This is a genomic window from Acidovorax sp. ACV01 (genome assembly GCF_014851495.1).
Classification (GTDB): Bacteria; Pseudomonadota; Gammaproteobacteria; order Burkholderiales; family Burkholderiaceae_C; genus Acidovorax; species Acidovorax radicis.
Genome location: NZ_JACUZT010000001.1, coordinates 357,125 through 377,751 on the forward strand (window position 1 = coordinate 357,125; position 20,627 = coordinate 377,751).

Here is a 20,627-nt window from a genome sequence, read left to right on the forward strand (position 1 = left end):
AACCGGCGCGCGCCGGGAGGCAAAGCCGACCAGAGCGCGCCCGCTTGACTAACCGGTTAGCAATCAAGGTATCAAGCTGAGTCCATACCAAATTGAAGCTATGCCTCGCGTGTCAACAACCTGGGGCCGAGCCAAAGCGAAGCACTCAATGAGAAAGACAGAGGTCATGCTTAATCCAAACACGATCCAGAAGCGGCCAGCCAAGGCGTAGTCAGCAAAGCCGCAAAGAAGGGGTGCGATGGTCCCAGCTACACAACCGGTGACCATATTTTCCGCGACCCAGCCTTCCGCCACGCCGATGCATACGTAAACCGCCATCAGCATCGCATATGACAGGAGCACCACCACAGTCGTAGTCCTCAGCCAAATTGGCCTACGGCCGCGAGCTGCACTCAAAAAATAGAAGCCGACAGCTGGCATTGCCATTGCGCCCAAGAACGCCGCGATGAACGGTGCTGGCATTGACTGCTAACGTTTGAGATGAGTGGGAGCCGTAGGCGATCCACTCTCGATTGAACGGTTAGGGTGCAGATCAACCTTCATTTCGACTTCCGACGCGCGGCCTCAAGAACCTTCGCTGCACCCAGCCCCACAACTACGCCAATAGCGATGAACAACTTGGCATCAAGCCAAGAGGTGATGCCCGTGGCCTTGGCAACCAGCACGCCTATCCCGCCACCTGAAGCACCTAAAAGTATTGCGATGAGTGTTCGTTCAGACACGTGCTCTGCAGTCTAACGTTGAAAACAAGCGGAGCCGAAGGTGTCCGCCTTGGTTGACCAGTTAAACCCAGCGCTCATGGTGCAACACCGTCAACAAACACTTGGTCATAGTCATAGCTTCGAAATGCCACTCTGCTTTGGGACGGAATGCTTTGTGAGGGAAGCTTCATTGAAATATGAGTCAGTTGTTCGCTCTTATTGGACACGAAACCAGACGATGAACTTTCCAAAGACACCGTGACACCTCCGTCTGGGCTGTTAGAAATGCTCGGCTGCTTGAACTGACTTTTGAATGAAGGGAAGTTTCTTAGTTCCACCATCAAATCAGGACCGGCGCGGTGCATCCATACAGTTGCTTTGAGCCCATCCGCTGGCTCAATCGCCGTGGTGTTTGTTATCCACGTGCTGTCCGATGCCGAGTTCAAATTCCAAAGAAGAATGACTGCGATGGTCGCACCTGCCAGAGCTATTCGTGATTGTCCCATAGTGGGTTTTAACGAAATGTATACCGCAAAACCTGCGGGATAAACTGGACCGTGCGGGATATTCTGGACATTGGTTTTCCCTGGAAGCGTCTTGCAGCATGAGGTTGCAGGCGATGGCCTGTCTAAACATCCAGGTATAAAAATTCCGCGAAACCCGGCAGGCAGCAACAAGGGAAACTATAGCTCGCTACCAGGCAGGGACTGTGCACTCAGGGGTTGCGTATGAACGGCAGCTTTGCGGTTGTGTTCTCCAACGTCGGCTCAGGGCCCGAAGCGGACACCGCTCAGAGCAAGATTCGCTCAATGCTGCGCGGGGAGGGCGGGCCTTATTCAAGGGGCACTGCTCCTCGCTGACTCCAGACGAACGATGAGTGCAGCGGCTGCCAATGACAGCAATGACGTCGTCAACATCGCCGCCACAACATACGCACGTGCATTCGACACTTCGATGAACAGTCCGGCGAAAAAGGCAATGGTTCCTGCTCCTGCCGTCGTGATTGCAGATGCCAAACCTAACGCTGTACCAGACAGGCCTGCATAGACGGAAAGCACACGGCTGTTCGCGGCGGGCATCGTTAACCCATTTCCTAATCCGATGCATACGCATGGACCAAAGAATGCCAGGGGGTGATTGATCTGCAACGCAGCTAACGCCCCACCAATCAACAATCCTGCGCAAGTCAACAGCCGTCCGAAAACAATCAGTTGAAGTGGCGTCAAGCGCACGCCATACCGCGCGGCTGCGAAGCTACCAATAATGAAGCCCGCAGGCACCAGCCCCAGGTAAATGCCGACCATCGTCGTGGAGATTTGGGTTGTCTGCACAGCCACGGCAGGTGCACCGCTGATGAAGACATAGAGCGTACCAATGGTAAAAGCCATGCAGCACGCATATGCCAAAAACCGCGCAGAAATGAGCAATTGTCCGTATCCACGGAACTGCTGCATCATTGAGGTGGACCGACGACGATTGGTTTCGGGCAGGTAGCGCAGAACAAGAGCGATGGCACATGCGCCGAGTATTGCGAACGCGGCAAAGTTTGCCCGCCAGCCTAACCAGCTAGCCAGCAATCCGCCCACTGTAGGGCCGACCATGGGAGCGATTGCATAGGCTGAGGAGACATATCCGATTTGACTCAGCATTCGCTCACCGGCAGTGTCCCGGATCACTGCCAGCGACATTGCGAAGCCTGCTACAGCGCTCCCTTGAAGTAGCCGAAACCCCAAAAAAATATAGATGGTCGCTGCGAAGTAGCATCCGATGGAGCCGATCACAAAAATCGCCAATGCGGCCAGCAGAACAGGTCTTCTCCCAAATCTGTCGGATAGAGCTCCGGCAATCAAATGCGTAAATGCGGTCGCAACGGCATATCCCCCCACGGCTATATTGATCGTGGCGAAATCGGTTTCGAATTCTCTTGCGATGCTAGGCATCGAAGGTACGAACATGTTGAACGGCAGAACGCCAAGAGCTGATAGGGCAATCAGCAACGCCAATGGCGGAGCGCTTTGATGGTGTGAACGCACGATAGAACTCCCAAGCCGCCGACTCTGAAAAGAGGGCGGGGTGACCTGACAACACGAGCCATCCACAAGGATGGGCACTTGGTGGCTCTTGTCGGGTCAACAGGAGCTTGACCTCACTCAGCCTTTGGAGCTAAGTGATGGCCGCGCGCATTGCGCAACGCGATGAGCTTATGAGCTCAAGCCGGATTATGCATGCGCTGTGGAGGTGGCTGTTGGCAGATTCGCCGCTGATGCGACGGTCTACTTCTGGCCGGCAGCCGTCGTCCGCTCAAGACCCAACCCCCACCCCTCGCATCCCTGCCAACCCCGGCATCGCCCCCCGCATCCCCTCCAAAAACAACCTTAACCGCGCTGGATAAAACCGTGCATGCGGGTACACCAGATACACCGGCAGCGAGGGGGCCTGCCAGGTGGGCACCAGGTGCAGCAAGTCGCCTGCGTGCAGATCCGCATCCACGATCCATGCCGATGCGATACACGCGCCGAGCCCGGCCAGGGTGGCGCTGCGCAGGGCGTACAGGCTGTCGGTGGCCAGTCGGGGGGTGATGGCGAAGGTGCTGGCCTCGCTGCTGTGCTGGTGGGTCAAGGTGACTTCGCGCTGGTAGAAGGTGCTCAGCGCCAGCCAGGGTAGATCCTTCAGGTCCTGCGCGTGCTGGGGTGTGGGGCGGCCTGCCATGAGGGCGGGCGATGCCAGCACGATGCGTGGCACCTCGGCCAGGCGGATGGCGACCACGGAGGGGTCTTCCACCGCGCCCACCTGGATGGCGCAGTCGATGCCTTCGGCGATGAAGTCGGGGCGGCGGTCGTGCAGCATCCATTCCACCGACACATCGGGGTAGCGGTGCAGGTAGTCCATCAACGGGGGGATGAGCTGGTTTTGCCCGAAGGCGTGGGGCGCCAGCACGCGCAAGGTGCCGCGGGGTGTGTCGGCCGTGCCGCGCAGGTCGTCTTCCATGGTGCGCCAGTCTTCCAGCAGGGCCTTGGCGTGGGCAAAGCAGCGTTCACCGTCTTCCGTCAGTTTCATCACGTGGGTGGAGCGCTGCAGCAGCTTGATGCCCAAGGTGCGCTCCAGCGCCTGCAGGCGGCGGCTCACGGTGGGCTGGCTGGTGCCCAGCTGCTGGGCGGCGGCAGACAGGCTGCCTGCCTCCACGATGCGGATGAAGGTCTGCATCAGCTCGATGCGGTCGGCGCCGGGTGGTATGGCAATGGTCATACGTGAAGCGTATAACAAATCTGCAGCCCAGCCCACTACCCAGCGCGCGATTGCCTGAGAACAATCACCCCATTCTTTGGCTGAACGGGTGTTGATGCGATGTCTTCCATTCAAAATCTGCATGCAAACAACGCGATGGGCGTGGCCCCTGCGTTGCCTGCCGAGCGGGCGGTGAGCGCGCCGCTGTTGCTGCTGCTGGCGACCACGGCGGGCCTCAGCGTGGCGTCGCTGTATTACAGCCAGCCCATGCTGGGCGTGCTGGGGCCCGACATGCAGGCCGACAGCCGCGTGGTGGGCCTGGTGCCCACGCTCACGCAGCTGGGGTATGCGCTGGGCATCTTGCTGCTGGCGCCGTTGGGCGACCGGTTTGACCGGCGCCGCATCATCGTGATCAAGTCGGTGGCGCTGATGCTGGCCTTGCTGATGAGTGGCCTGGCACCGGGCATGGGCGCGCTGCTGGCAGCCAGCCTGGCCGTGGGCCTGGCGGCCACGGTGGCGCAAGACGTGGTGCCTGCCGCTGCCACGCTGGCCCCGGCGGCGCAGCGCGGGCGCATGGTGGGGATTGTGATGACGGGGTTGTTGCTGGGCATCTTGCTGTCGCGCGTGGTCAGCGGCTTTGTGGCGCAGCAGTGGGGCTGGCGCACGGTGTATGTGGCCGCGGCGGTGGCGATTGCGCTGCTGACCGTGGCGGTGTGGCGCGGGCTGCCGCGTTTTGCGCCCACCACGCAGCTCGGTTATGGCGCGTTGATCGGCTCGATGGTGGCCCTGTGGCGCCAGCACCGTGCGCTGCGCCGCGCAGCCTGGGCGCAGGGGTTGCTGGCGGTGGGGTTCAGCGCGTTCTGGTCCACGCTGGCGGTGATGCTGCACAGCCAGTTCCAACTGGGAACGGCAGCGGCCGGGGCGTTTGGCCTGGCGGGGGCGGCGGGTGCCTTGGCTGCACCGCTGGCCGGGCGCCTGGCCGACAAGCGCGGGCCCGAGGTGGTCATCCGCTACGGCACGGGGCTGGCGGCCGCTTCGTTTGCGGTGATGGGGCTGGCGCCGTTGCTGCCCGCCCAGGCGCAGCTGGCGTTGATCGTGGTGAGTGCCATCGGCTTCGACTTTGGCGTGCAGGCCACGCTGGTGGCGCACCAGACCATCGTGTACGGCATCGACCCTGCGGCGCGCAGCCGGCTCAATGCGCTGCTGTTCACGGGCATGTTCATCGGCATGTCGGCCGGTGCGGCGCTGGGCAGCCTGGTGCTGGCGCAGTGGGGGTGGATGGGCGTGGTGGCACTGGCCACGGTGGGTTCGCTGGCGGCGCTGGGGGTGCGGATGGCGGGGCGGGCACGCTGATTTGAATGAAAATCGGCCCTGGCGCTTGTTGGGTGTGCGCTAATAGCTATCAAAAAAAGAGCGGCCATGGACCGCTCTTTCTTTTTACTGGCTGCGCCTTCCTGGCGGGTGGCCTCAGGCCTTCTTCACCTCAATGTGATACAGCCCCCAGGGGCACAAACCAAAGCGCTCCTTCACCGGCTTGTCCTTGAAGGCGGGCAGCACATCCGCGTCGTACACGGCCCACTGCGGGCCCAGGCCGCCCAGGGCCATGGGCTGGCCGTCGATGTGGGTGCCGACGATCATGCGGTAGGCCTGCGCGTCGGCCATGTTGATGGTGACGTTGTAGCCATCCACCGCGCGCAGCACTAGCTGCACGGGGCTGCCTGCGGCCACACCGGCAGCGGCCAGCACGGTGGTGAGCAGGGGGCCTTTCAGTGTGTGGGGCTTGCTGTCGTATTCCAGCGTGGGCTTGATGGTGACGGCGGCCATGCGCTGCAGCGCAGCGGCGTCGAGCGTGTGGGCGTTGGCAAACTGGATGCCGTGTTTGCCCATCATCTGGTCGATGGTGGGGTCCAGTGCGCCCCGGTTGGGCTTGGTGATGGCGCCGCTGATGGTGAGCAGGGCAGGGTTGGCGGATGCGGTTGCCGGCGGGGCGGCGTGGCTGCTGGTGGCGGTCCACAGGCCTGCCAGGCCGACGCTGGCGGCGACAAAGTTGCGTTTGTTCATCATGGCTCCTCGTTCAAATAAGGGGCGCATGGTAAGCGCAAGATCGCGTGGTGCCACGCAAAAAATGGCAGACGCCCGTGTGGGGCGTGCCCAACCTTCTGCAGCCAGGGTGCATGCGGCACCGCGCCAGCGGCCGGTCGCGGGGGGCACCACAATCGGGTCATATGACCTCTTCCTCGACGATGCTGCGGCTGATCAGCCTGGCGGCCTTTTGCAGCATGGCCTCCATGCGTGTGTGCGACCCGATGCTGGTGGCACTGTCCCTTGAATACAAGATCACCACGGGCGATGCCTCGGCGGTGATTGCGGCGTTTGCCGTTGCTTACGGCGTGTTGCAGCTGGTGTATGGCCCGCTGGGCGACCGGGTGGGCAAGGTGCGCGTGATCATCGGCGCCACGGCGGCGTGTGCGGTGTTCAGCGCCATGACGGCGCTGGCGCCCAGCTTCAGCCTGCTGGTGGTGGCGCGTGCGGCCATGGGGGCGGCGGCGGCCGGGATCATTCCGCTGTCGATGGCGTGGATTGGCGATGAGGTGGCCTACGAGCAGCGGCAAGAGACCCTGGCGCGCCTGATGGTGGCCACGGTGACCGGGATGATGGCGGGCCAGTGGTTTGGCGGCTTTGCCACCGAAACGCTGGGGTGGCGTGCGGCGCTGGGTGTGCTGGCCGTGCTGTTCTTCACGGCGGCCACGCTGCTGCTGCGCCATACGCGTGCCAGCGGGGCGCTGCGCCCGGTGGTGGTGCCAGGCGCACCGGCGTTCTCGCTGGCCAACTACCTCGCGGGCACCATGGCGCTGCTGCGCATCCCGCGTGTGCGCTGGGTGCTGACGGTGGTCACGATTGAGGGCGCGCTCGCGTTTGGCACGCTGGCCTTTGTGCCCGCGCGCATGGTCGATGGGTTTGGCCTGTCGGCCTCGGCCGCTGGCGGCGTGATGGTGCTGTATGGCGTGGGCGGGCTGATCTACAGCGTGTTTGCGCGGCGCTGGCTGGCGGCGCTGGGCGAGCGGGGGCTGGCCGTGCTGGGCGCCAGCTTCATTGCCATAGGCCTGCTGTCGCTGGCCTGGGCGCCCGCAGTGGGCTGGGCCATGCTGGGCTGCTTCTTGGCGGGCATCGGCTTTTACATGCTGCACAACACGCTGCAGGTGCAGGCCACGCAGATGGCGCCCCAGGCACGGGGCACGGCGGTGACGCTGTTTGCGTGCCTGCTGTTTCTGGGGCAGTCCACAGGCGTGCTGATGGTGGCTTTCAGTGTGGACCGGGGCTGGCTGCCACCGGTGTTCACGGTGGCGGCGGTGGGTATTTTTGGGCTGGGCCTGCTGATCTCGCGCCAAGTGCAGGCGCGGGGGGCGGTGGCGGCAGGCGCCTGACCGCCCCAGGTGGCGTGCCCGTCAGCCCCGCGCTTCGTACCAGCCCTTGCTGCGGTTGACCACGGCCACCACCAGCAGCATCACGGGCACCTCGATCAGCACGCCCACCACGGTGGCCAGCGCTGCGCCGGAGTGAAAACCAAACAGGCTGATGGCCGTGGCCACGGCCAGCTCGAAGAAGTTGGACGCGCCGATCAGCGCCGAGGGGCAGGCAATGCTGTGCTTTTCGCCCACCGCACGGTTCAGGCCGTAGGCCAGCGCCGAGTTGAACAGCACCTGGATCAAGATGGGCACGGCCAGCAGGGCGATCACCAGCGGTTGCTGCAGGATGGCCTCGCCCTGAAAGGCAAACAGCAGCACCAGCGTGGCCAGTAGCGCGGCGATGGACCACGGGCCGGTGCGCGCCACGGCGGCGTCGAAGGCGGCCTGGCCCTTGCGCAGCAGCCGCTTGCGCAGCCATTGCGCAATCACCACCGGGATCAGGATGTACAGCACCACCGAGGTAAGCAGCGTGTCCCACGGCACGGTGATGGCCGACAGGCCGAGCAAAAAGGCCACCAGCGGCGCAAACGCCACGATCATGATGCTGTCGTTCAGCGCCACCTGCGACAGCGTGAACAGCGGGTCGCCTCCAGTGAGGCGGCTCCACACGAACACCATGGCCGTGCAGGGCGCGGCAGCCAGCAGGATGAGCCCTGCTATGTAGCTGTCGAGCTGCTCGGCAGGCAGGTACGGCGCAAACCAGTGGCGGATGAACAGCCAGCCCAGCAGCGCCATCGAAAACGGCTTGACCAGCCAGTTGACGAACAGCGTCACACCAATGCCGCGCACATGCTGGCGCACCTCGGCCAGCGCGCCAAAGTCCACCTTCAGAAGCATGGGGATGACCATCACCCAGATGAGCAGGCCCACCGGCAGGTTGACCCGCGCCACCTCCAGCGCGCCCACGGCGCGGGCCGCGCCGGGCAGCCACTGGCCCAGTGCAATGCCCGCCCCGATGCACAGCAGCACCCAGACGGTGAGGTAGCGCTCGAAAACCGCCATGCCGGCGGCCGGGGAGGGGGGCAGCGCACTGACAGCAGCACGTTGTAAAGGGCTTGGTGGCAGGGTCATTTCAGTGGTCCATTCAGTGATCCCTTGCGCTGCGCGCCACCCGCGATGCATGCAACTGGCGCGCTCTAAACCAGCGCCCCCGCGCAAGGGCCGCCCCGCCGCGCTGGGGGCGTCCCCCTCCCGGCTCGCGCAGCGAGGCGAGAGAGGGGGAAGGCGCGAAGCGACTCAGGGGGTGTTTCATCATTGCTTGGGCAAGTTGCGGGCCGTCGCTTGCAGCACGGTGGCGGCCAGCTTGTCGTCGGGCAGGTTCACCAGCAGCTCCAGGCGCTGCTGGATGGCGTGCACGGTTTTGCGGAAGGCCTCGGCCTTGTCGGCGTCCGAGCCATCGCCCGCTGACGGGTCGGCATAGCCCCAGTGCGCCGTGGCCGGGTGGCCGGGCCAGAAGGGGCAGACCTCGCCCGCTGCGTTGTCGCACACGGTGATGATCAGGTCCATGTGCGGCGCACCGGGGGCGGCAAACTCGTCCCAGCTTTTGCTGCGCAGCCCTTCGGTGGGAATGCCGACGTGGGCCAGCGCCTGCAGGCCCAGCGGGTGGGGCTGCTGGTTGTCGCGCGGGCTGCTGCCCGCTGAATAGGCTTTGAAGCGGCCCTGGCCCATGGCGTTGAGCAGGGCTTCGGCCAGGATGCTGCGCGCGGAGTTGTGCGTGCAGAGAAACAGCACGTTCAAAGGGGGGCGTGGGGTGCTCATGCGGGCTCTGCTCGGCTCAGCAGCATTTGTTGGAGTTGGTTGAGGTGGGGCCGCAGCAGGCGGCCTTGCCTGGCTCGGGGGCGGATGGGGCGCCCGTGGGGCAGCAGGCGGCCTTGGCTGGCTGCTGCGTGGTCTTGACTGGCTGCTGCGCAGCGGCTTCGTTGAACACGGGGATGTTGCCCAGCGTGTGGAAGTGTTCCCAGGCCACGCCCTGCGGGTCGGTGATCCAGTGCTTGTCGCTGCGGGCATAGCAGCAGGTGGTGGCGCCTTCGTCGAGCAGGGCCATGTCAGCACCTTCGGCGCGCGCCTTCAGTTCGGCCAGTTCGTCGGCCTCATCCACCTGGAAGCCCAGGTGGTCCACGCCCGGCTTGTCGCCCCGGGTGGAGATGGCGAAGTTCACGCGCGGGTCTTCGAGCATCCACTTGGCGTAGTCGCCCTCGACCCGCGCAGGCTCGGCCGCGAACAGACGGGAGTAGAACGCGATGCTCTTAGCAAGGTCATCGACATGCATGTGGACGTGGAATCGCTTCATGGTGGTTTCCTTTCGGCTGTGGGTCGTGGGGTGGGGTTGTGGGTGCGCTATTGGTCAGCACTGGCAGGCGGCGGTGGCCCCGTCGGTCAGGCAGGCAGCGCCCTGGCAGCAGTTCTCGGTCAGGTAGGCCAGCAGGTCGTTCATGGCGGCAAACGAGGCGCGGTAGATCAGGTTGCGGCCCTGGCGCTCCTGGCTCACCAGGCCCGCGTGGGTCAGCTCCTTGAGGTGGAACGACAGCGTGTTGGGCGCAATGCCCAGCTGCTCGGACAGCCCGCCGGGCGTGAGCCCCTCCTGGCCCGCCACCACCAGGGCGCGGAACACCCGCAGGCGCACTTCCTGGGCCAGGGCTGCGAGGGATCGGATGACTTCGGTTTCTTGCATGATTCGATAATACAACAAAAGTTGAAATATAGAAATATAAACATGAAAATCGTTGAAAAGTCTCGATGCAATAACAGGTGGAATTGGCGCCTAGCGCATGGCGTTATTGCACTATACGCTATGTATTTAATAGCGTTTGAAGTGTGTCTATCACGGTCTTCATAACCCAACGATCTAACTACCCGATTTTTCAATCGTTTGTGAACTTACGATTCGCCGATACAGTCGCCCATCCCATTCCTGACCCGCGCGGCATTGGCTACGACCTGTGGCCTGTGCTGTGCCACTGCTTTTCATGATCGACTTACGGGGTATCACCCAAACCTACCAGGGCCCACAAGGCCCCGTCGAAGCCCTGCGTGGCATCGACCTCACCATCCAGCCGGGCGAAGTGTTCGGCATCATCGGCAAGAGCGGCGCGGGCAAAAGCTCGCTGGTGCGTGTCATCAACCTGCTCAACCGACCCACCCGGGGCGAGGTTTTCGTCAATGGCCGCGACCTCACCCAGCTCAATGACGCTCAATTGCGCGAGGCCCGCCGCGAAATCGGCATGGTCTTCCAGCACTTCAACCTGCTGTCGTCGCGCACGGTGTTCGACAATGCCGCGCTGCCGCTGGAACTGGCGGGCATGAGCAAAGCCGCCATTCGCGAGCGCGTGAACCCGCTGCTGGAGCTGGTGGGCCTGTCAGCCTTGGCCGACCGTTACCCCGCGCAGATCAGCGGCGGGCAAAAGCAGCGCGTGGGCATTGCGCGCGCGCTGGCCAGCCGGCCCAAGGTGCTGCTGAGCGACGAAGCCACGTCGGCGCTGGACCCGGAGACCACGCGCTCCATCCTCGACCTGCTGCGCCAGGTCAACCGCGAGCTGGGCCTCACCGTGGTGCTCATCACGCACCAGATGCAGGTCATCAAGCAGGTGGCCGACCGTGTGGCCGTGATTGAGGCCGGCCGCATCGTGGAGCAGGGCCGTGTGCTCGATGTGTTCACGCGCCCGCAGCAGGCCATCACCAAGAGTCTGATCGACGAGATCCTGCCGCAAGAGCTGCCCGCCAGTGTGCTCGGCCATGTGCGCAAGCTCGCAGGCCAGCTCAGTACAGGCCGCACCGGCCAACTGCTGCGCTTGTCGTATGCGGGTGACAGCGCCTACCAGCCCATCCTGTCGCAGCTGATCCGCGAGTTCGGCGTGGACATGAGCATCCTGCATGGCCAGGTGGACGAGATCCAGGACGAAACCTTTGGCTCGCTGGCGGTGTACGCCAGCGGCGAGGCCGAGCGCCTGCGCGGCGCCGTGGCGCACCTGCGTGCGGGCGGTGTCGAGGTGCAAGAAGTGGCCGTGGCAGGTTGAGAAGGATAGATAACCATGTTCAACAACTTCACTCCGGCCATGCTGGATCTGTTTGCCTCTTCGCTGTGGGAAACGCTCATCATGGTCGGCATCTCCGGCCTGGTGGGCGGCCTGCTGGGCGTGCCGCTGGGCGTGTTCCTGCGCCTGACCGACCACGGCGGTGTGCTCGAAAACGGGCCCGTCAACAAGCTGGTGGGCTGGCTGGTCAACGCTGTGCGCTCCACGCCTTTCATCATCCTGCTGGTGGCCATCATCCCGTTCACGCGCTTCATCACGGGCTCGTCCATCGGGACGGCTGCTGCCGTGGTGCCGCTGACGATTGCGGCCGCGCCCTTCGTGGCGCGCCTGGTCGAAGCCGCGCTGCGCGAGGTGGACCACGGCCTGGTCGAAGCCGCCCAAGCGATGGGCGCCACCACCAGCCAGATCGTCTGGAAGGTACTGCTGCCCGAGGCGCTGCCCGGCATCGTGGCGGGCCTGACCATCACCTTCGTCAGCCTCACCGGCTACTCGGCCATGGCCGGTGCCATCGGCGGTGGTGGTTTGGGTGATCTGGGCATCCGCTACGGCTACCAGCGCTTTCTGCCCGAGATCATGCTGGCCGTGGTGCTGGTGCTGATCTTCTTTGTGCAGGCGGTGCAGAGCCTGGGCGACTGGGCTGTGCGCAGGCTGAGCCACCGGTGATCTGGGTATTGGGCTCTGGCGTTGTTTGCTATTGAATGAATAGCTACTAGCGCTTGATGGTAAAGCGCCAGGGGCCAATTTCATTCAAATTTTCGATCTCAAACCTCTGAGCCAGCAACGGCGCCGGTCTTCACTCCCTCTCCCCTTGCGGGAGAGGACGAGGGAGAGGGGGCAACGGCGTGTGCTGCGCTGACCTACCCCTCTCCCCAACCCTCTCCCGCAAGGGGAGAGGGAGTCTGAAAAAAACCCCCTCAACCCGGCACCCGGTAGTGGTAGCCATACGCCGTCTTGAACCCCATCAACTCATACAGCCGCAGCGCCGGCGTGTTCTGCGCGCGCACCTGCAGGTAGGCAGTGGTCGCCCCGGCCTCGGCGGCCCAGTGCAGCAGGGCCGTCACCAGCGCACGCCCGCGCCCGCCGCCCCGGTGCTCGGGCGCCACGGCCAGGTCGTACAGGCCCACGGCGCCGCGCTCCAGCACCGCCAGCCCAAAGCCCACGGGTTGGCCCTGTGCGTCGTGCTGCAGTGCAAACGCGGCAGGGTGGGCAATGTGGTCCAGCATGCTGTTGTGCAGGGCGCGGTGGTGCAGGGGGACGCTGTTGGCAGCGGCAAAACCCTCCAGCCATGCGGCTGTGGGCGTGGTACTGATGTGGGTGCTGCCGTCGGGCTTTCCGACCGTACCGAGTGTCAGCGGCCGGTGCAGGACGAGTGACGGATCGAAATGCTGGTAGCCCGCCTCGGCCAGCTCCTGGTCGGCCCCGGCCGGGGCCAGGGGCGAGATGCGGAACACAGCGGGCAGCCCATGCCGCGCGTACAGCGCCGCAGCCGCTTCGCGCACCCCATCAAACGGCGCGCCGGGCAGCAGCGCGTTGACCGAATTGGCACGCTTGGTGTAGCCCCCCGACAGCCGGAACACCCAGCCCCGGTGGAACACCGTCTGGCGTGCGGGCCAGGCGTTGAAGGCGCGTTCTTCAAGGGCGCGGATCAGGGCTGCGGGGACGGTGGGCTCGATGGTGGTGGGCGTCATGGCTGGGGTTATACCAACCCGCCCCTCGGGCACACGGTCAGTCGGTGGTGATCTTGTGGTCGGCCACCAGCTTGGCAAAGCGTGTGGTGTCGCTGGCTATCTGCTCGGCCATCTGCGCGGGTGTGTTGCCAATGGGCTCGGCGCCAATGTCCTGCATGCGCTTCTTGAAGTCGGGCGACTGGATCACCTTGACCATCTCGGCGTTCAGCTTGGCCACCACATCGGCGGGTGTGCGTGCCGGTGCCAGCACGCCAAACCAGGTGCCGATGTCGAAGCCCGCAAAACCACTCTCCTGCAGCGTGGGCACGTCGGGCAGCGACGAGGACCGCTTGGCCGTGGTCACCGCCAGCGCGCGCAGCTTGCCCGCCTTGATGTGGGGCAGCACGGGCGTGATGGTGTCGAACGACATCGACACCTGCCCGCCCAGCAGGTCGGTGGTGAGCGGCCCGCTGCCTTTGTAGGGCACGTGCAGCAGCGGCTGGCCGATGGCGGTGGAGAACTGCGTGCCGATCAGGTGCTGCGCCGTGCCCGCGCCGTTGGAACCATATGAAAACTTGTCGGGCGCTGCCTTGATCAGGGCCACGAGTTCCTTCACATCCTTGGCGGGCGTGGTGGCGCTGACCGCGAGCACGTTGGGTACCAGGGCCACGGTGGTGATGGGCGCAAAGCTCTTTTGGAAGTCGTAGCTGAGCTTCTTGTACACGCTGGTGGCAATGGTGTGGTGCACTGCGCCCATCAGCAGCGTGTAGCCGTCGGCCGGTGCCTTGGCCACGTAGTCGGCACCAATGGTGGCGCCCGCGCCGCCCCGGTTTTCCACGATCACGGGCTGGCCCAGGGCCGTGCTGAGTTTTTCACCCAGCGCACGCGCCAGCACGTCGGTGGTGCCACCCGCAGCAAACGGCACGACGATGGTGACGGGCTTGGTCGGCCAGGCCTGCGCATGGGCGGCAGTGCCGGGCAGCAGGCAGGCGGCTGCGGCGGTGAGCGCCAAGGCCATTAGATGGTGGCGGCGCAAAGGCTGGGCGATGCCAGTGTGGTGGGCAACAGGGAGGTGCATGGTTTGTCTCCGAAAGGATGGTGGTGCGGCGAATGCATGGTCTTTGCGACTTTGTTGTTGTGTCCGCCGGGCGGTGCCCAGGCCCGTCTTTGCGGGCCGTGGGCGTGCGCGGTCAGGCGGCCTTGCGTGTGGCCTGTGTGCCGCTGACCAGCGCGCACACGGCGTCCGTCACTTGCACCGTGGTGGCCGTGCCGCCCAGGTCGCGGGTGTGCAGGGCCGGGTCGGCGGTGACCTGTTCGATGGCCTGCATCACGGCGCGGGCCGCATCGGTCTCGCCCAGGTGCTCCAGCAGCATCACCACCGACCAGAAGGTGCCGATGGGGTTGGCCAGGCCCTTGCCCATGATGTCGAACGCCGAGCCGTGGATGGGCTCGAACATGCTGGGGTAGCGGCGCTCGGGGTCGATGTTGCCGGTGGGTGCAATGCCCAGGCTGCCCGCCAGCGCGGCGGCCAGGTCGCTGAGGATGTCGGCATGCAGGTTGGTGGCGACGATGGTGTCGAGCGTGGCGGGGCGGTTGACCATGCGGGCCGTGGCGGCGTCCACCAGTTCCTTGTCCCACGTCACGTCGGGGAACTCGGCAGACACCTGCGCGGCGATCTCGTCCCACATCACCATCGCATGGCGCTGGGCATTGCTCTTGGTGATGACGGTGAGTTGCTTGCGGGGGCGCGATTGCGCCAGGCGGAAGGCAAAGCGCAGGATGCGCTCCACGCCCACGCGGGTCATGATAGAGACATCGGTGGCCGCCTCGATGGGGTGGCCCTGGTGCACGCGGCCGCCCACGCCCGAGTATTCGCCCTCGGAGTTCTCGCGCACGATGACCCAGTCCAGGTCCTTGGGCGTACAGCGTTTCAGGGGCGCATCGATGCCCGGCAGGATGCGTGTGGGCCGCACGTTGGCGTACTGGTCAAACCCCTGGCAGATCTTCAGGCGCAGGCCCCACAGCGTGATGTGGTCGGGGATGTCCGGGTCACCCGCCGAGCCGAACAGGATGGCGTCTTTGCCGCGCAGCGCATCGAGCCCATCGGCCGGCATCATCATGCCGTGCGCGCGGTACCAGTCGCCGCCCCAGCCAAAATTTTCGAACTCGAACTGCAGGCCGGGGTGCTGGGCGGACAGGGCTTCGAGCACGCGCTGGCCGGCGGGAATCACTTCCTTGCCGATGCCGTCTCCGGGGATGGTGGCGATTTGATAGGTGGTCATGCGGATGCCTTGGTGGAAAGGTCTGGGAATGCCCGTGCCGCGATGGCCGGGCGTGGAAAACGAGACACGAGAAAAGCCAAACGAGAAGCCAAACGGTGAGAAGGACTGTAGGCCTGGACGCCCTTACGGAACGGCGCTAAAGTGAATCCATCGTTAACCAGCAGTTAAGAGCTATTCGATGAGTTCCACCATTCAACCCGCTGAACTGGGCTTCTTCTCTGCGCTGGCCGCCAGCCCCAGCCTGAGCGCCGCAGGGCGCGAAATGGGGGTCTCCACGGCGGCGGTCAGCAAGCACCTCACGCAGATGGAAAAGCGCCTGGGCGTGGTGCTGGTCAACCGCACCACGCGCCGCATGAGCCTCACGCCCGAGGGCGAGCTGCTGCTGGAGCACGCGCGCCGCATCCTGCGCGAGATCGATGCGCTCGATGAACTCATCGTGCAGTCCAAGGCCAGCCCCAAGGGCCTGCTGCGCGTGAACGCCACCCTGGGCTTTGGCCGCATGCACATCGCCCCCGTGATCTCGGACTTTGTGCGCCAGTACCCCGAGGTGGATGTGCAGCTGCAACTGTCGGTGCACCCGCCGCCGATCACCGACGACGCCTACGACGTGTGCGTGCGTTTTGGTGAGCCGCCCGATGGCCGCGTGATCGCCCGCCGCATCGCCCCCAACCGGCGCGTGCTGTGCGCCGCGCCCGCCTACCTGGACCGCCACGGCAGGCCCCGCGCGCCGCGCGACCTGATGGAGCACCACTGCATCGGCATCCGCCAGGGCGATGAGGCCTACGGCCTGTGGCGCCTGACCACCGGGCGCGGCAGCAAGGCACACACCGAGTCGATCAAGATCACCGGCAACCTCACCACCAACGACGGCGAGATTGCCGTGCTGTGGGCCTTGCAGGGCCATGGCATCGTGATGCGTGCGGAGTGGGACGTGAACCGCCACCTGGCGCAGGGCTTGCTGGAGCCCGTGCTGCCGCAGTACCAGACCCCGGCGGCCGACATCTATGCGGTGTACCCCCAGCGCCACCAGTTCTCCACGCGGGTGCAGGCTTTTGTGGGTTTTCTGGCCGAGGCGCTGGCAGCGTCGGGGGCACCGGCAGGAGTAGCGGGCAGGGTGGGCAAACGCGCGGTGACGGTTTCTTGATCGGAAGGGTGGCGCTGGTGTCGCTGTGCGGGTAGGGTGTCAGCGTTCGAGTCCGTTTTTGCCCATGAAACCACTTTCGCATTTTTCGACCTTGTTGGCCTGCACCCTCGCAGCCCTGCCGGTGCTGGCCGCCGACCCCACGGCATCGGCCGACTGGGCGCTGTCGGCCGACGGTGCCTATGTGCTGGACCACCGCGCCGGGCTCGCCTGGCCGCGCTGTGTGGAAGGCATGCAATGGACCGGCAAGACCTGCACCGGGAAACCCCTGCTGCTGGACCGCGCCGAAGCCACCACCCTGGCCGCCGACCGCTGGAAGGCCGAGGGCGTGGGCTGGCGCCTGCCCCGCGCGGCGGAGCTGCAGCGCCTGGTGGACAAATCGCTGTCTCCCCCGGGCCTCCACCCCATCCTGTTCCCGGCCGCCCCCGGCGAGTGGCACTGGTCCGCCACCAGCAACGTGAGCGCACCCAACGTCAACCCCTACACCTACGGCAACATCGCACAGGGCCGTGCGGGCGACGGTGCGCGGCAGGCTGCCATGATCAACGGCTGGGCGGTGAACCTTTCCACCGGCGAGGCGCGGGGCGATGCCGCAAGGGCCAGCAAACTGCCCGTCCGGCTGGTGAGGCCAACGCCGGTGGGTGGGGCCGGGCCGTAGCAGTCGGAGCGGATTCCGGGGCCACCGACCGGCGCGTGTTGTGTGCGGCGAAAACGTCGGGGACAGCAAAGCCAGCCCACTTGATCAAAAATGACGTTGATAGCGAAGAGGCTCTGGCCAGCTCGGTCCCGCGCCTCCCTCCGCACGGTCCGCCGAGCGCACGGCCTCATTTCCACACCCCTACCGCGAGTCACCCATGAACCCATCCATCCCGACTACCGCACTCCAACTGCGCTCGCTGGTTCAAGCCGACGGCACCTTGCAGATCAGCTTGGAATCCGTGCCCGTGCCCACCCCGGGGCCCGATGAGGTGTTGATCCAGGTGCAAGCCACGCCCATCAACCCGTCGGACATCGGCCTGCTGCTGGGCCCTGCCGATTTGTCCACCGTGCAGGTCGCTGGCAGTGCCGATCTTCCCGTGGCGACTGCCCGCATCCCCGAGCGCGCGATGCCGGGCATGGCTGCACGCCTCGGTCAAAGCATGCCCGTGGGCAATGAGGGCGCGGGGCTGGTGGTGGCCGCAGGAGCTTCTCCCACCGCGCAGGCTCTGCTGGGCCGCACGGTGGCGGTGATTGGCGGCGCCATGTATGCGCAGTACCGCGCCATGCCCGCCGCGCAGTGCCTTCCATTGCCAGAAGGCACCACGGCCGCCGAAGGGGCATCGTGTTTCGTCAACCCGCTGACCGCACTGGGCATGGTCGAGACCATGAAGCGCGAGGGCCACACCGCGCTGGTGCACACGGCGGCGGCCAGCAACCTGGGCCAGATGCTCAACAAGGTTTGCCAGAAAGACGGCATCGGCCTGGTCAACATCGTGCGCAAACCCGAACAGGCGGCGCTGCTGCGCGAGGCCGGCGCCCAGTACGTCTGCGACAGCAGTGCGCCTGGATTCATGGCCGACCTGACCGACGCGCTCGCGGCCACTGGCGCCACCATCGCCTTTGACGCCACGGGCGGTGGCACGCTGGCCGGGCAGATCCTGCAGTGCATGGAAAGCGCCATCAACCGCAGCGCCAAGGAATACAGCCGCTACGGCTCGGCCGTGCACAAGCAGGTCTACCTGTATGGTCACCTGGACATCCGCCCCACCGAGATCCAGCGCACCTTCGGCATGGCCTGGGGCGTGGGTGGGTGGCTTCTGTTCCCGTTCCTGAACAAGATAGGCGATGTTGCCGCCCAGGCACTGCGCGCACGCGTGGCCGCCGAGTTGAAGACCACGTTCGCCAGCCGCTACGCACGCACGGTGTCGCTGGCGGGGGCTCTCAGCGCTGACGCCATCGCTTTTTATGGCCCGCGCAATACCGGCGCCAAGGTGCTGATTGATCCTTCGATGTAGTTGAGGGTGGCCTGCCTCCAACGGGGAGTGGAGCGGGGTGTGGGCGGTGCTGCGGTTTTAAAACTAAAAATAATATTAATTGCCAATTAAATGTTTATTAATATATAATTGGCTTTGTTGCAGTCACGGCTCTTGACGCGTGCCGTCACCGCAACGCCTGCTCAGCGGCGTCAAGCCGCCCACGCAGGCCGCTTTTGCGACCTTGTCGCCCAGTTGGTCTGTAGAGCTGCAGCCGACCGAGTCCTTCGATGCTCACGCAGGTCGATTTCCAAGCCTGCGATCCTGAATGAATCAGATTTCACAGACCGCCATTTCCATGGGCAAGTACGTCGTTTCGCCCGCGACACACCCGACCGACTGTGGCCGCTTCCGCGCCTCCTTCTCGGTCCATCGTTCCCAGGGCAACGGCAGCTACTGCCGCGTGTTCCGTTTTGACAAAGCCTTTGCCTCGCGCGAAGCCGCCCGGCTCTTTGCAGTCACCCAGGGCTGGCTGCAAACGTGCATGTTGCACCCTCCGGCGTGTTGATGATCTGCTGACCGCAGACCCCATCCAACCTTCCTCGTCGTGGCGGACTCCGAGTCTGCACACCTCATATCCCCAACGGTGCGTCATTCGTTGCGCACCCTCCTTCAGAAAGGCTCTTTTCATGAGCAGCAAAATCTACGTGGGCAACCTGCCTTACTCCGTGACCGACTCCGTCCTGGAAAGCAATTTCTCCGAGTTCGGCAATGTCACTTCGGCCAAGGTCATGATGGACCGCGAAACCGGTCGCTCCAAGGGCTTCGGCTTTGTGGAAATGGCTTCGGCTGAAGTCGCCCAGGCCGCGATCAGCGCCCTGCACGGCATGTCCGTCGACGGCCGCTCGATCGTCGTGAACCTGGCCCGCCCCCGTGAAGAAGGTGGTGTTCGTTCGGGCGGCGCGGGTGGCTACACAGCCAGCAAGCGCTCGGACGTTGGCTATGGCACGGGTGGCTACGGCGGCGGTCGTTACTGAGCTCAGCAACCTTCTGCGAAAGACCGGCTCTGCGGAGCCGGTTTTTTTTCGTCCCATGCAGGCCCGCGCCATGGAGGGATCTGTGCAAAGGGCGCCCGTGGGGCCTGGTGAGCGCGCCATTGCCCCATGCCGCCAACCCGGCCACGAGGTACCCTACTGACGGCCTTTCTCCCCCAGTTGCAACGCCTGCAGCACCAGCGAAAAAGCGGGTGATGGCTGGCGCCGGCTGGGGTAGTACAGGTGGTAGCCCGCAAACGGGGGGCACCAATCCTCCAGCACACGCACCAGGTGGCCGTCTTCGATGTGGGAGGCCAGTTCATCCTCGGGCAGCAGCGCGATGCCCAGCCCCGCCAGTGCCGCATCGACCTGGGGCGGGGCGGTGTTGAAGATCAGCGGGCCGTCCACCCGCACATTGACCTGTTTGCCCTTGCGCGAGAAATCCCACACATACAAGCCACCCGAGGTAGGCATGCGCTGGTTGATGCAACGGTGCGCCGTCAGGTCGTGGGGGGTCTTCGGAATGGGATGGGCGGCAAAGTAGCCGGGGGATGCCACCACGGCCATGCGCAAGGGCGGGCCGATGGGCACGGCAATCATGTCCTTGTCGATGGTGTTGCCCAGGCGCACCCCGGCGTCAAAGCGGTCGGCCACGATGTCGCGAAAGCCGTAGTTCATGTCGAACTCCAGCGTGATGTCGGGGTTCTCGTGCAGCAGCGGCATGAGCTTGGGCAGCAGCGTGGTGTGCATGACGTGGTCGCCGCAGGTGATGCGCACGGTGCCTGCGGGTTTGTCGCGCAGCGCGGTCAAGGCATCGAGCTCGGCCTCGATGTCGTCAAAGCGGTGTCCGATGGCGTGCATCAGGCGTTCGCCCGCTGGCGTGGGCGAGACGCTGCGTGTGGTGCGCGTGAGCAGCCGGATCTGCAGGCGCTCTTCGAGGCCACGGATGGTCTGGCTCAGCGCGGACTGCGTGACGCCCAGAGTGGCGGCGGCCCGGGTGAAGCTGCCCTCGCGCGCCACGGTGACGAAGGCCAGCAAGTCATTCAGGTTGCGTCGCGCCATGTTTTATCTTCCCACTTGATTGGTTAGTCAGGCTTATAAAGCCATTCGGTATTCATTATCTAGTC

Annotated in this window: 22 protein-coding genes; 9 read left to right on the top strand and 13 right to left on the bottom strand. The window is 64.8% G+C overall.

Annotation, left to right across the window (positions count from 1 at the left end; genetic code table 11):
* Window positions 1-539: 539 nt before the first annotated feature.
* The 4 genes from IB243_RS01690 to IB243_RS01705 all read right to left on the bottom strand — a co-directional run bounded on the left by IB243_RS01690 (window position 540) and on the right by IB243_RS01705 (window position 3,947).
* The gene (locus IB243_RS01690) at window positions 540-722 is read right to left on the bottom strand and encodes a hypothetical protein (protein ID WP_192424554.1); all 183 of its coding nucleotides are present in this window, start codon (window positions 720-722) and stop codon (window positions 540-542) included.
* Window positions 723-796: 74 nt separating this feature from the next.
* Window positions 797-1,378, bottom strand: a complete 582-nt coding sequence (locus IB243_RS01695) for a hypothetical protein (RefSeq protein WP_225584661.1) — start codon at window positions 1,376-1,378, stop codon at window positions 797-799.
* A 159-nt stretch (window positions 1,379-1,537) separates the two neighbouring features.
* The gene (locus IB243_RS01700) at window positions 1,538-2,734 is read right to left on the bottom strand and encodes an MFS transporter (RefSeq protein WP_192424558.1); all 1,197 of its coding nucleotides are present in this window, start codon (window positions 2,732-2,734) and stop codon (window positions 1,538-1,540) included.
* Window positions 2,735-3,002: 268 nt separating this feature from the next.
* Complete coding sequence (locus IB243_RS01705) at window positions 3,003-3,947, bottom strand: LysR family transcriptional regulator (protein ID WP_192424560.1); 945 nt, start codon at window positions 3,945-3,947, stop codon at window positions 3,003-3,005.
* A 99-nt stretch (window positions 3,948-4,046) separates the two neighbouring features.
* Here IB243_RS01705 and IB243_RS01710 point away from each other — a divergent pair, with 99 nt between their 5' ends.
* On the top strand, window positions 4,047-5,279 hold the full coding sequence (locus IB243_RS01710) for an MFS transporter (protein WP_192424562.1): 1,233 nt from the start codon (window positions 4,047-4,049) through the stop codon (window positions 5,277-5,279).
* 114 nt (window positions 5,280-5,393) lie between these two features.
* On the opposite strand, the gene IB243_RS01715 is transcribed toward IB243_RS01710, so the two are convergent.
* On the bottom strand, window positions 5,394-5,987 hold the full coding sequence (locus IB243_RS01715) for a molybdopterin-dependent oxidoreductase (RefSeq protein ID WP_192424563.1): 594 nt from the start codon (window positions 5,985-5,987) through the stop codon (window positions 5,394-5,396).
* Window positions 5,988-6,151: 164 nt separating this feature from the next.
* Here IB243_RS01715 and IB243_RS01720 point away from each other — a divergent pair, with 164 nt between their 5' ends.
* Complete coding sequence (locus IB243_RS01720) at window positions 6,152-7,351, top strand: MFS transporter (RefSeq protein WP_225584662.1); 1,200 nt, start codon at window positions 6,152-6,154, stop codon at window positions 7,349-7,351.
* Window positions 7,352-7,372: 21 nt separating this feature from the next.
* Here the strand turns inward: IB243_RS01720 and arsB are convergent, their stop codons facing one another.
* From arsB to IB243_RS01740, 4 genes are all read right to left on the bottom strand, one after another.
* Complete coding sequence (gene arsB / locus IB243_RS01725) at window positions 7,373-8,395, bottom strand: ACR3 family arsenite efflux transporter (RefSeq protein WP_192425336.1); 1,023 nt, start codon at window positions 8,393-8,395, stop codon at window positions 7,373-7,375.
* A gap of 249 nt (window positions 8,396-8,644) precedes the next feature.
* Entirely contained in the window at window positions 8,645-9,151 is a 507-nt protein-coding gene (locus tag IB243_RS01730) for an arsenate reductase ArsC (protein WP_192424565.1), read from the bottom strand.
* A 16-nt stretch (window positions 9,152-9,167) separates the two neighbouring features.
* Complete coding sequence (locus IB243_RS01735) at window positions 9,168-9,683, bottom strand: ArsI/CadI family heavy metal resistance metalloenzyme (RefSeq protein ID WP_057271820.1); 516 nt, start codon at window positions 9,681-9,683, stop codon at window positions 9,168-9,170.
* A gap of 54 nt (window positions 9,684-9,737) precedes the next feature.
* The gene (locus IB243_RS01740; RefSeq protein ID WP_192424568.1) at window positions 9,738-10,064 is read right to left on the bottom strand and encodes a helix-turn-helix transcriptional regulator; all 327 of its coding nucleotides are present in this window, start codon (window positions 10,062-10,064) and stop codon (window positions 9,738-9,740) included.
* Window positions 10,065-10,359: 295 nt separating this feature from the next.
* Here IB243_RS01740 and IB243_RS01745 point away from each other — a divergent pair, with 295 nt between their 5' ends.
* Complete coding sequence (locus tag IB243_RS01745; protein ID WP_192424570.1) at window positions 10,360-11,406, top strand: methionine ABC transporter ATP-binding protein; 1,047 nt, start codon at window positions 10,360-10,362, stop codon at window positions 11,404-11,406.
* Window positions 11,407-11,421: 15 nt separating this feature from the next.
* On the top strand, window positions 11,422-12,087 hold the full coding sequence (locus IB243_RS01750; RefSeq protein WP_010461447.1) for a methionine ABC transporter permease: 666 nt from the start codon (window positions 11,422-11,424) through the stop codon (window positions 12,085-12,087).
* Window positions 12,088-12,338: 251 nt separating this feature from the next.
* Here IB243_RS01750 and IB243_RS01755 read toward each other — a convergent pair whose 3' ends face one another.
* The 3 genes from IB243_RS01755 to IB243_RS01765 all read right to left on the bottom strand — a co-directional run bounded on the left by IB243_RS01755 (window position 12,339) and on the right by IB243_RS01765 (window position 15,373).
* Entirely contained in the window at window positions 12,339-13,112 is a 774-nt protein-coding gene (locus IB243_RS01755) for an N-acetyltransferase (protein ID WP_192424572.1), read from the bottom strand.
* 37 nt (window positions 13,113-13,149) lie between these two features.
* Window positions 13,150-14,109 carry a tripartite tricarboxylate transporter substrate binding protein gene (locus tag IB243_RS01760; protein WP_225584715.1) on the bottom strand — a complete coding sequence of 320 codons (960 nt, stop codon included), beginning with the start codon at window positions 14,107-14,109 and terminating at the stop codon, window positions 13,150-13,152.
* A gap of 172 nt (window positions 14,110-14,281) precedes the next feature.
* Window positions 14,282-15,373, bottom strand: coding sequence for a tartrate dehydrogenase (locus IB243_RS01765; RefSeq protein ID WP_192424576.1), 1,092 nt, complete (start codon window positions 15,371-15,373; stop codon window positions 14,282-14,284).
* Between the two features lie 178 nt (window positions 15,374-15,551).
* Here IB243_RS01765 and IB243_RS01770 point away from each other — a divergent pair, with 178 nt between their 5' ends.
* The 5 genes from IB243_RS01770 (at window position 15,552) to IB243_RS01790 (ending at window position 19,503) form a co-directional block, all read left to right on the top strand.
* On the top strand, window positions 15,552-16,517 hold the full coding sequence (locus IB243_RS01770) for a LysR substrate-binding domain-containing protein (RefSeq protein WP_192424578.1): 966 nt from the start codon (window positions 15,552-15,554) through the stop codon (window positions 16,515-16,517).
* A 64-nt stretch (window positions 16,518-16,581) separates the two neighbouring features.
* A complete protein-coding gene (locus tag IB243_RS01775; protein ID WP_225584663.1) occupies window positions 16,582-17,172 on the top strand; it encodes a DUF1566 domain-containing protein in 591 nt (196 codons plus the stop codon).
* Between the two features lie 196 nt (window positions 17,173-17,368).
* Window positions 17,369-18,508: a zinc-binding dehydrogenase gene (locus IB243_RS01780; RefSeq protein WP_192424580.1), complete on the top strand. Its 1,140-nt coding sequence runs from the start codon at window positions 17,369-17,371 to the stop codon at window positions 18,506-18,508.
* A gap of 286 nt (window positions 18,509-18,794) precedes the next feature.
* Complete coding sequence (locus IB243_RS01785; RefSeq protein WP_010461474.1) at window positions 18,795-19,034, top strand: hypothetical protein; 240 nt, start codon at window positions 18,795-18,797, stop codon at window positions 19,032-19,034.
* A gap of 121 nt (window positions 19,035-19,155) precedes the next feature.
* Window positions 19,156-19,503, top strand: coding sequence for an RNA-binding protein (locus IB243_RS01790; protein ID WP_010461476.1), 348 nt, complete (start codon window positions 19,156-19,158; stop codon window positions 19,501-19,503).
* 153 nt (window positions 19,504-19,656) lie between these two features.
* Here IB243_RS01790 and IB243_RS01795 read toward each other — a convergent pair whose 3' ends face one another.
* Entirely contained in the window at window positions 19,657-20,562 is a 906-nt protein-coding gene (locus tag IB243_RS01795; protein ID WP_192424582.1) for a LysR family transcriptional regulator, read from the bottom strand.
* Between the last annotated feature and the right edge of the window lie 65 nt (window positions 20,563-20,627).

Bases quoted from the DNA above. Each gene is read 5' to 3' on its own strand.
- IB243_RS01705 (WP_192424560.1), bottom strand. From the start codon at position 3,947: ATGACCATTGCCATACCACCCGGCGCCGACCGCATCGAGCTGATGCAG.
- IB243_RS01710 (WP_192424562.1), top strand. From the start codon at position 4,047: ATGTCTTCCATTCAAAATCTGCATGCAAACAACGCGATGGGCGTGGCC.
- IB243_RS01715 (WP_192424563.1), bottom strand. From the start codon at position 5,987: ATGAACAAACGCAACTTTGTCGCCGCCAGCGTCGGCCTGGCAGGCCTG.
- IB243_RS01720 (WP_225584662.1), top strand. From the start codon at position 6,152: ATGACCTCTTCCTCGACGATGCTGCGGCTGATCAGCCTGGCGGCCTTT.
- arsB (WP_192425336.1), bottom strand. From the start codon at position 8,395: ATGGCGGTTTTCGAGCGCTACCTCACCGTCTGGGTGCTGCTGTGCATC.
- IB243_RS01730 (WP_192424565.1), bottom strand. From the start codon at position 9,151: ATGAGCACCCCACGCCCCCCTTTGAACGTGCTGTTTCTCTGCACGCAC.
- IB243_RS01735 (WP_057271820.1), bottom strand. From the start codon at position 9,683: ATGAAGCGATTCCACGTCCACATGCATGTCGATGACCTTGCTAAGAGC.
- IB243_RS01740 (WP_192424568.1), bottom strand. From the start codon at position 10,064: ATGCAAGAAACCGAAGTCATCCGATCCCTCGCAGCCCTGGCCCAGGAA.
- IB243_RS01745 (WP_192424570.1), top strand. From the start codon at position 10,360: ATGATCGACTTACGGGGTATCACCCAAACCTACCAGGGCCCACAAGGC.
- IB243_RS01750 (WP_010461447.1), top strand. From the start codon at position 11,422: ATGTTCAACAACTTCACTCCGGCCATGCTGGATCTGTTTGCCTCTTCG.
- IB243_RS01755 (WP_192424572.1), bottom strand. From the start codon at position 13,112: ATGACGCCCACCACCATCGAGCCCACCGTCCCCGCAGCCCTGATCCGC.
- IB243_RS01760 (WP_225584715.1), bottom strand. From the start codon at position 14,109: ATGGCCTTGGCGCTCACCGCCGCAGCCGCCTGCCTGCTGCCCGGCACT.
- IB243_RS01765 (WP_192424576.1), bottom strand. From the start codon at position 15,373: ATGACCACCTATCAAATCGCCACCATCCCCGGAGACGGCATCGGCAAG.
- IB243_RS01770 (WP_192424578.1), top strand. From the start codon at position 15,552: ATGAGTTCCACCATTCAACCCGCTGAACTGGGCTTCTTCTCTGCGCTG.
- IB243_RS01775 (WP_225584663.1), top strand. From the start codon at position 16,582: ATGAAACCACTTTCGCATTTTTCGACCTTGTTGGCCTGCACCCTCGCA.
- IB243_RS01780 (WP_192424580.1), top strand. From the start codon at position 17,369: ATGAACCCATCCATCCCGACTACCGCACTCCAACTGCGCTCGCTGGTT.
- IB243_RS01785 (WP_010461474.1), top strand. From the start codon at position 18,795: ATGAATCAGATTTCACAGACCGCCATTTCCATGGGCAAGTACGTCGTT.
- IB243_RS01790 (WP_010461476.1), top strand. From the start codon at position 19,156: ATGAGCAGCAAAATCTACGTGGGCAACCTGCCTTACTCCGTGACCGAC.
- IB243_RS01795 (WP_192424582.1), bottom strand. From the start codon at position 20,562: ATGGCGCGACGCAACCTGAATGACTTGCTGGCCTTCGTCACCGTGGCG.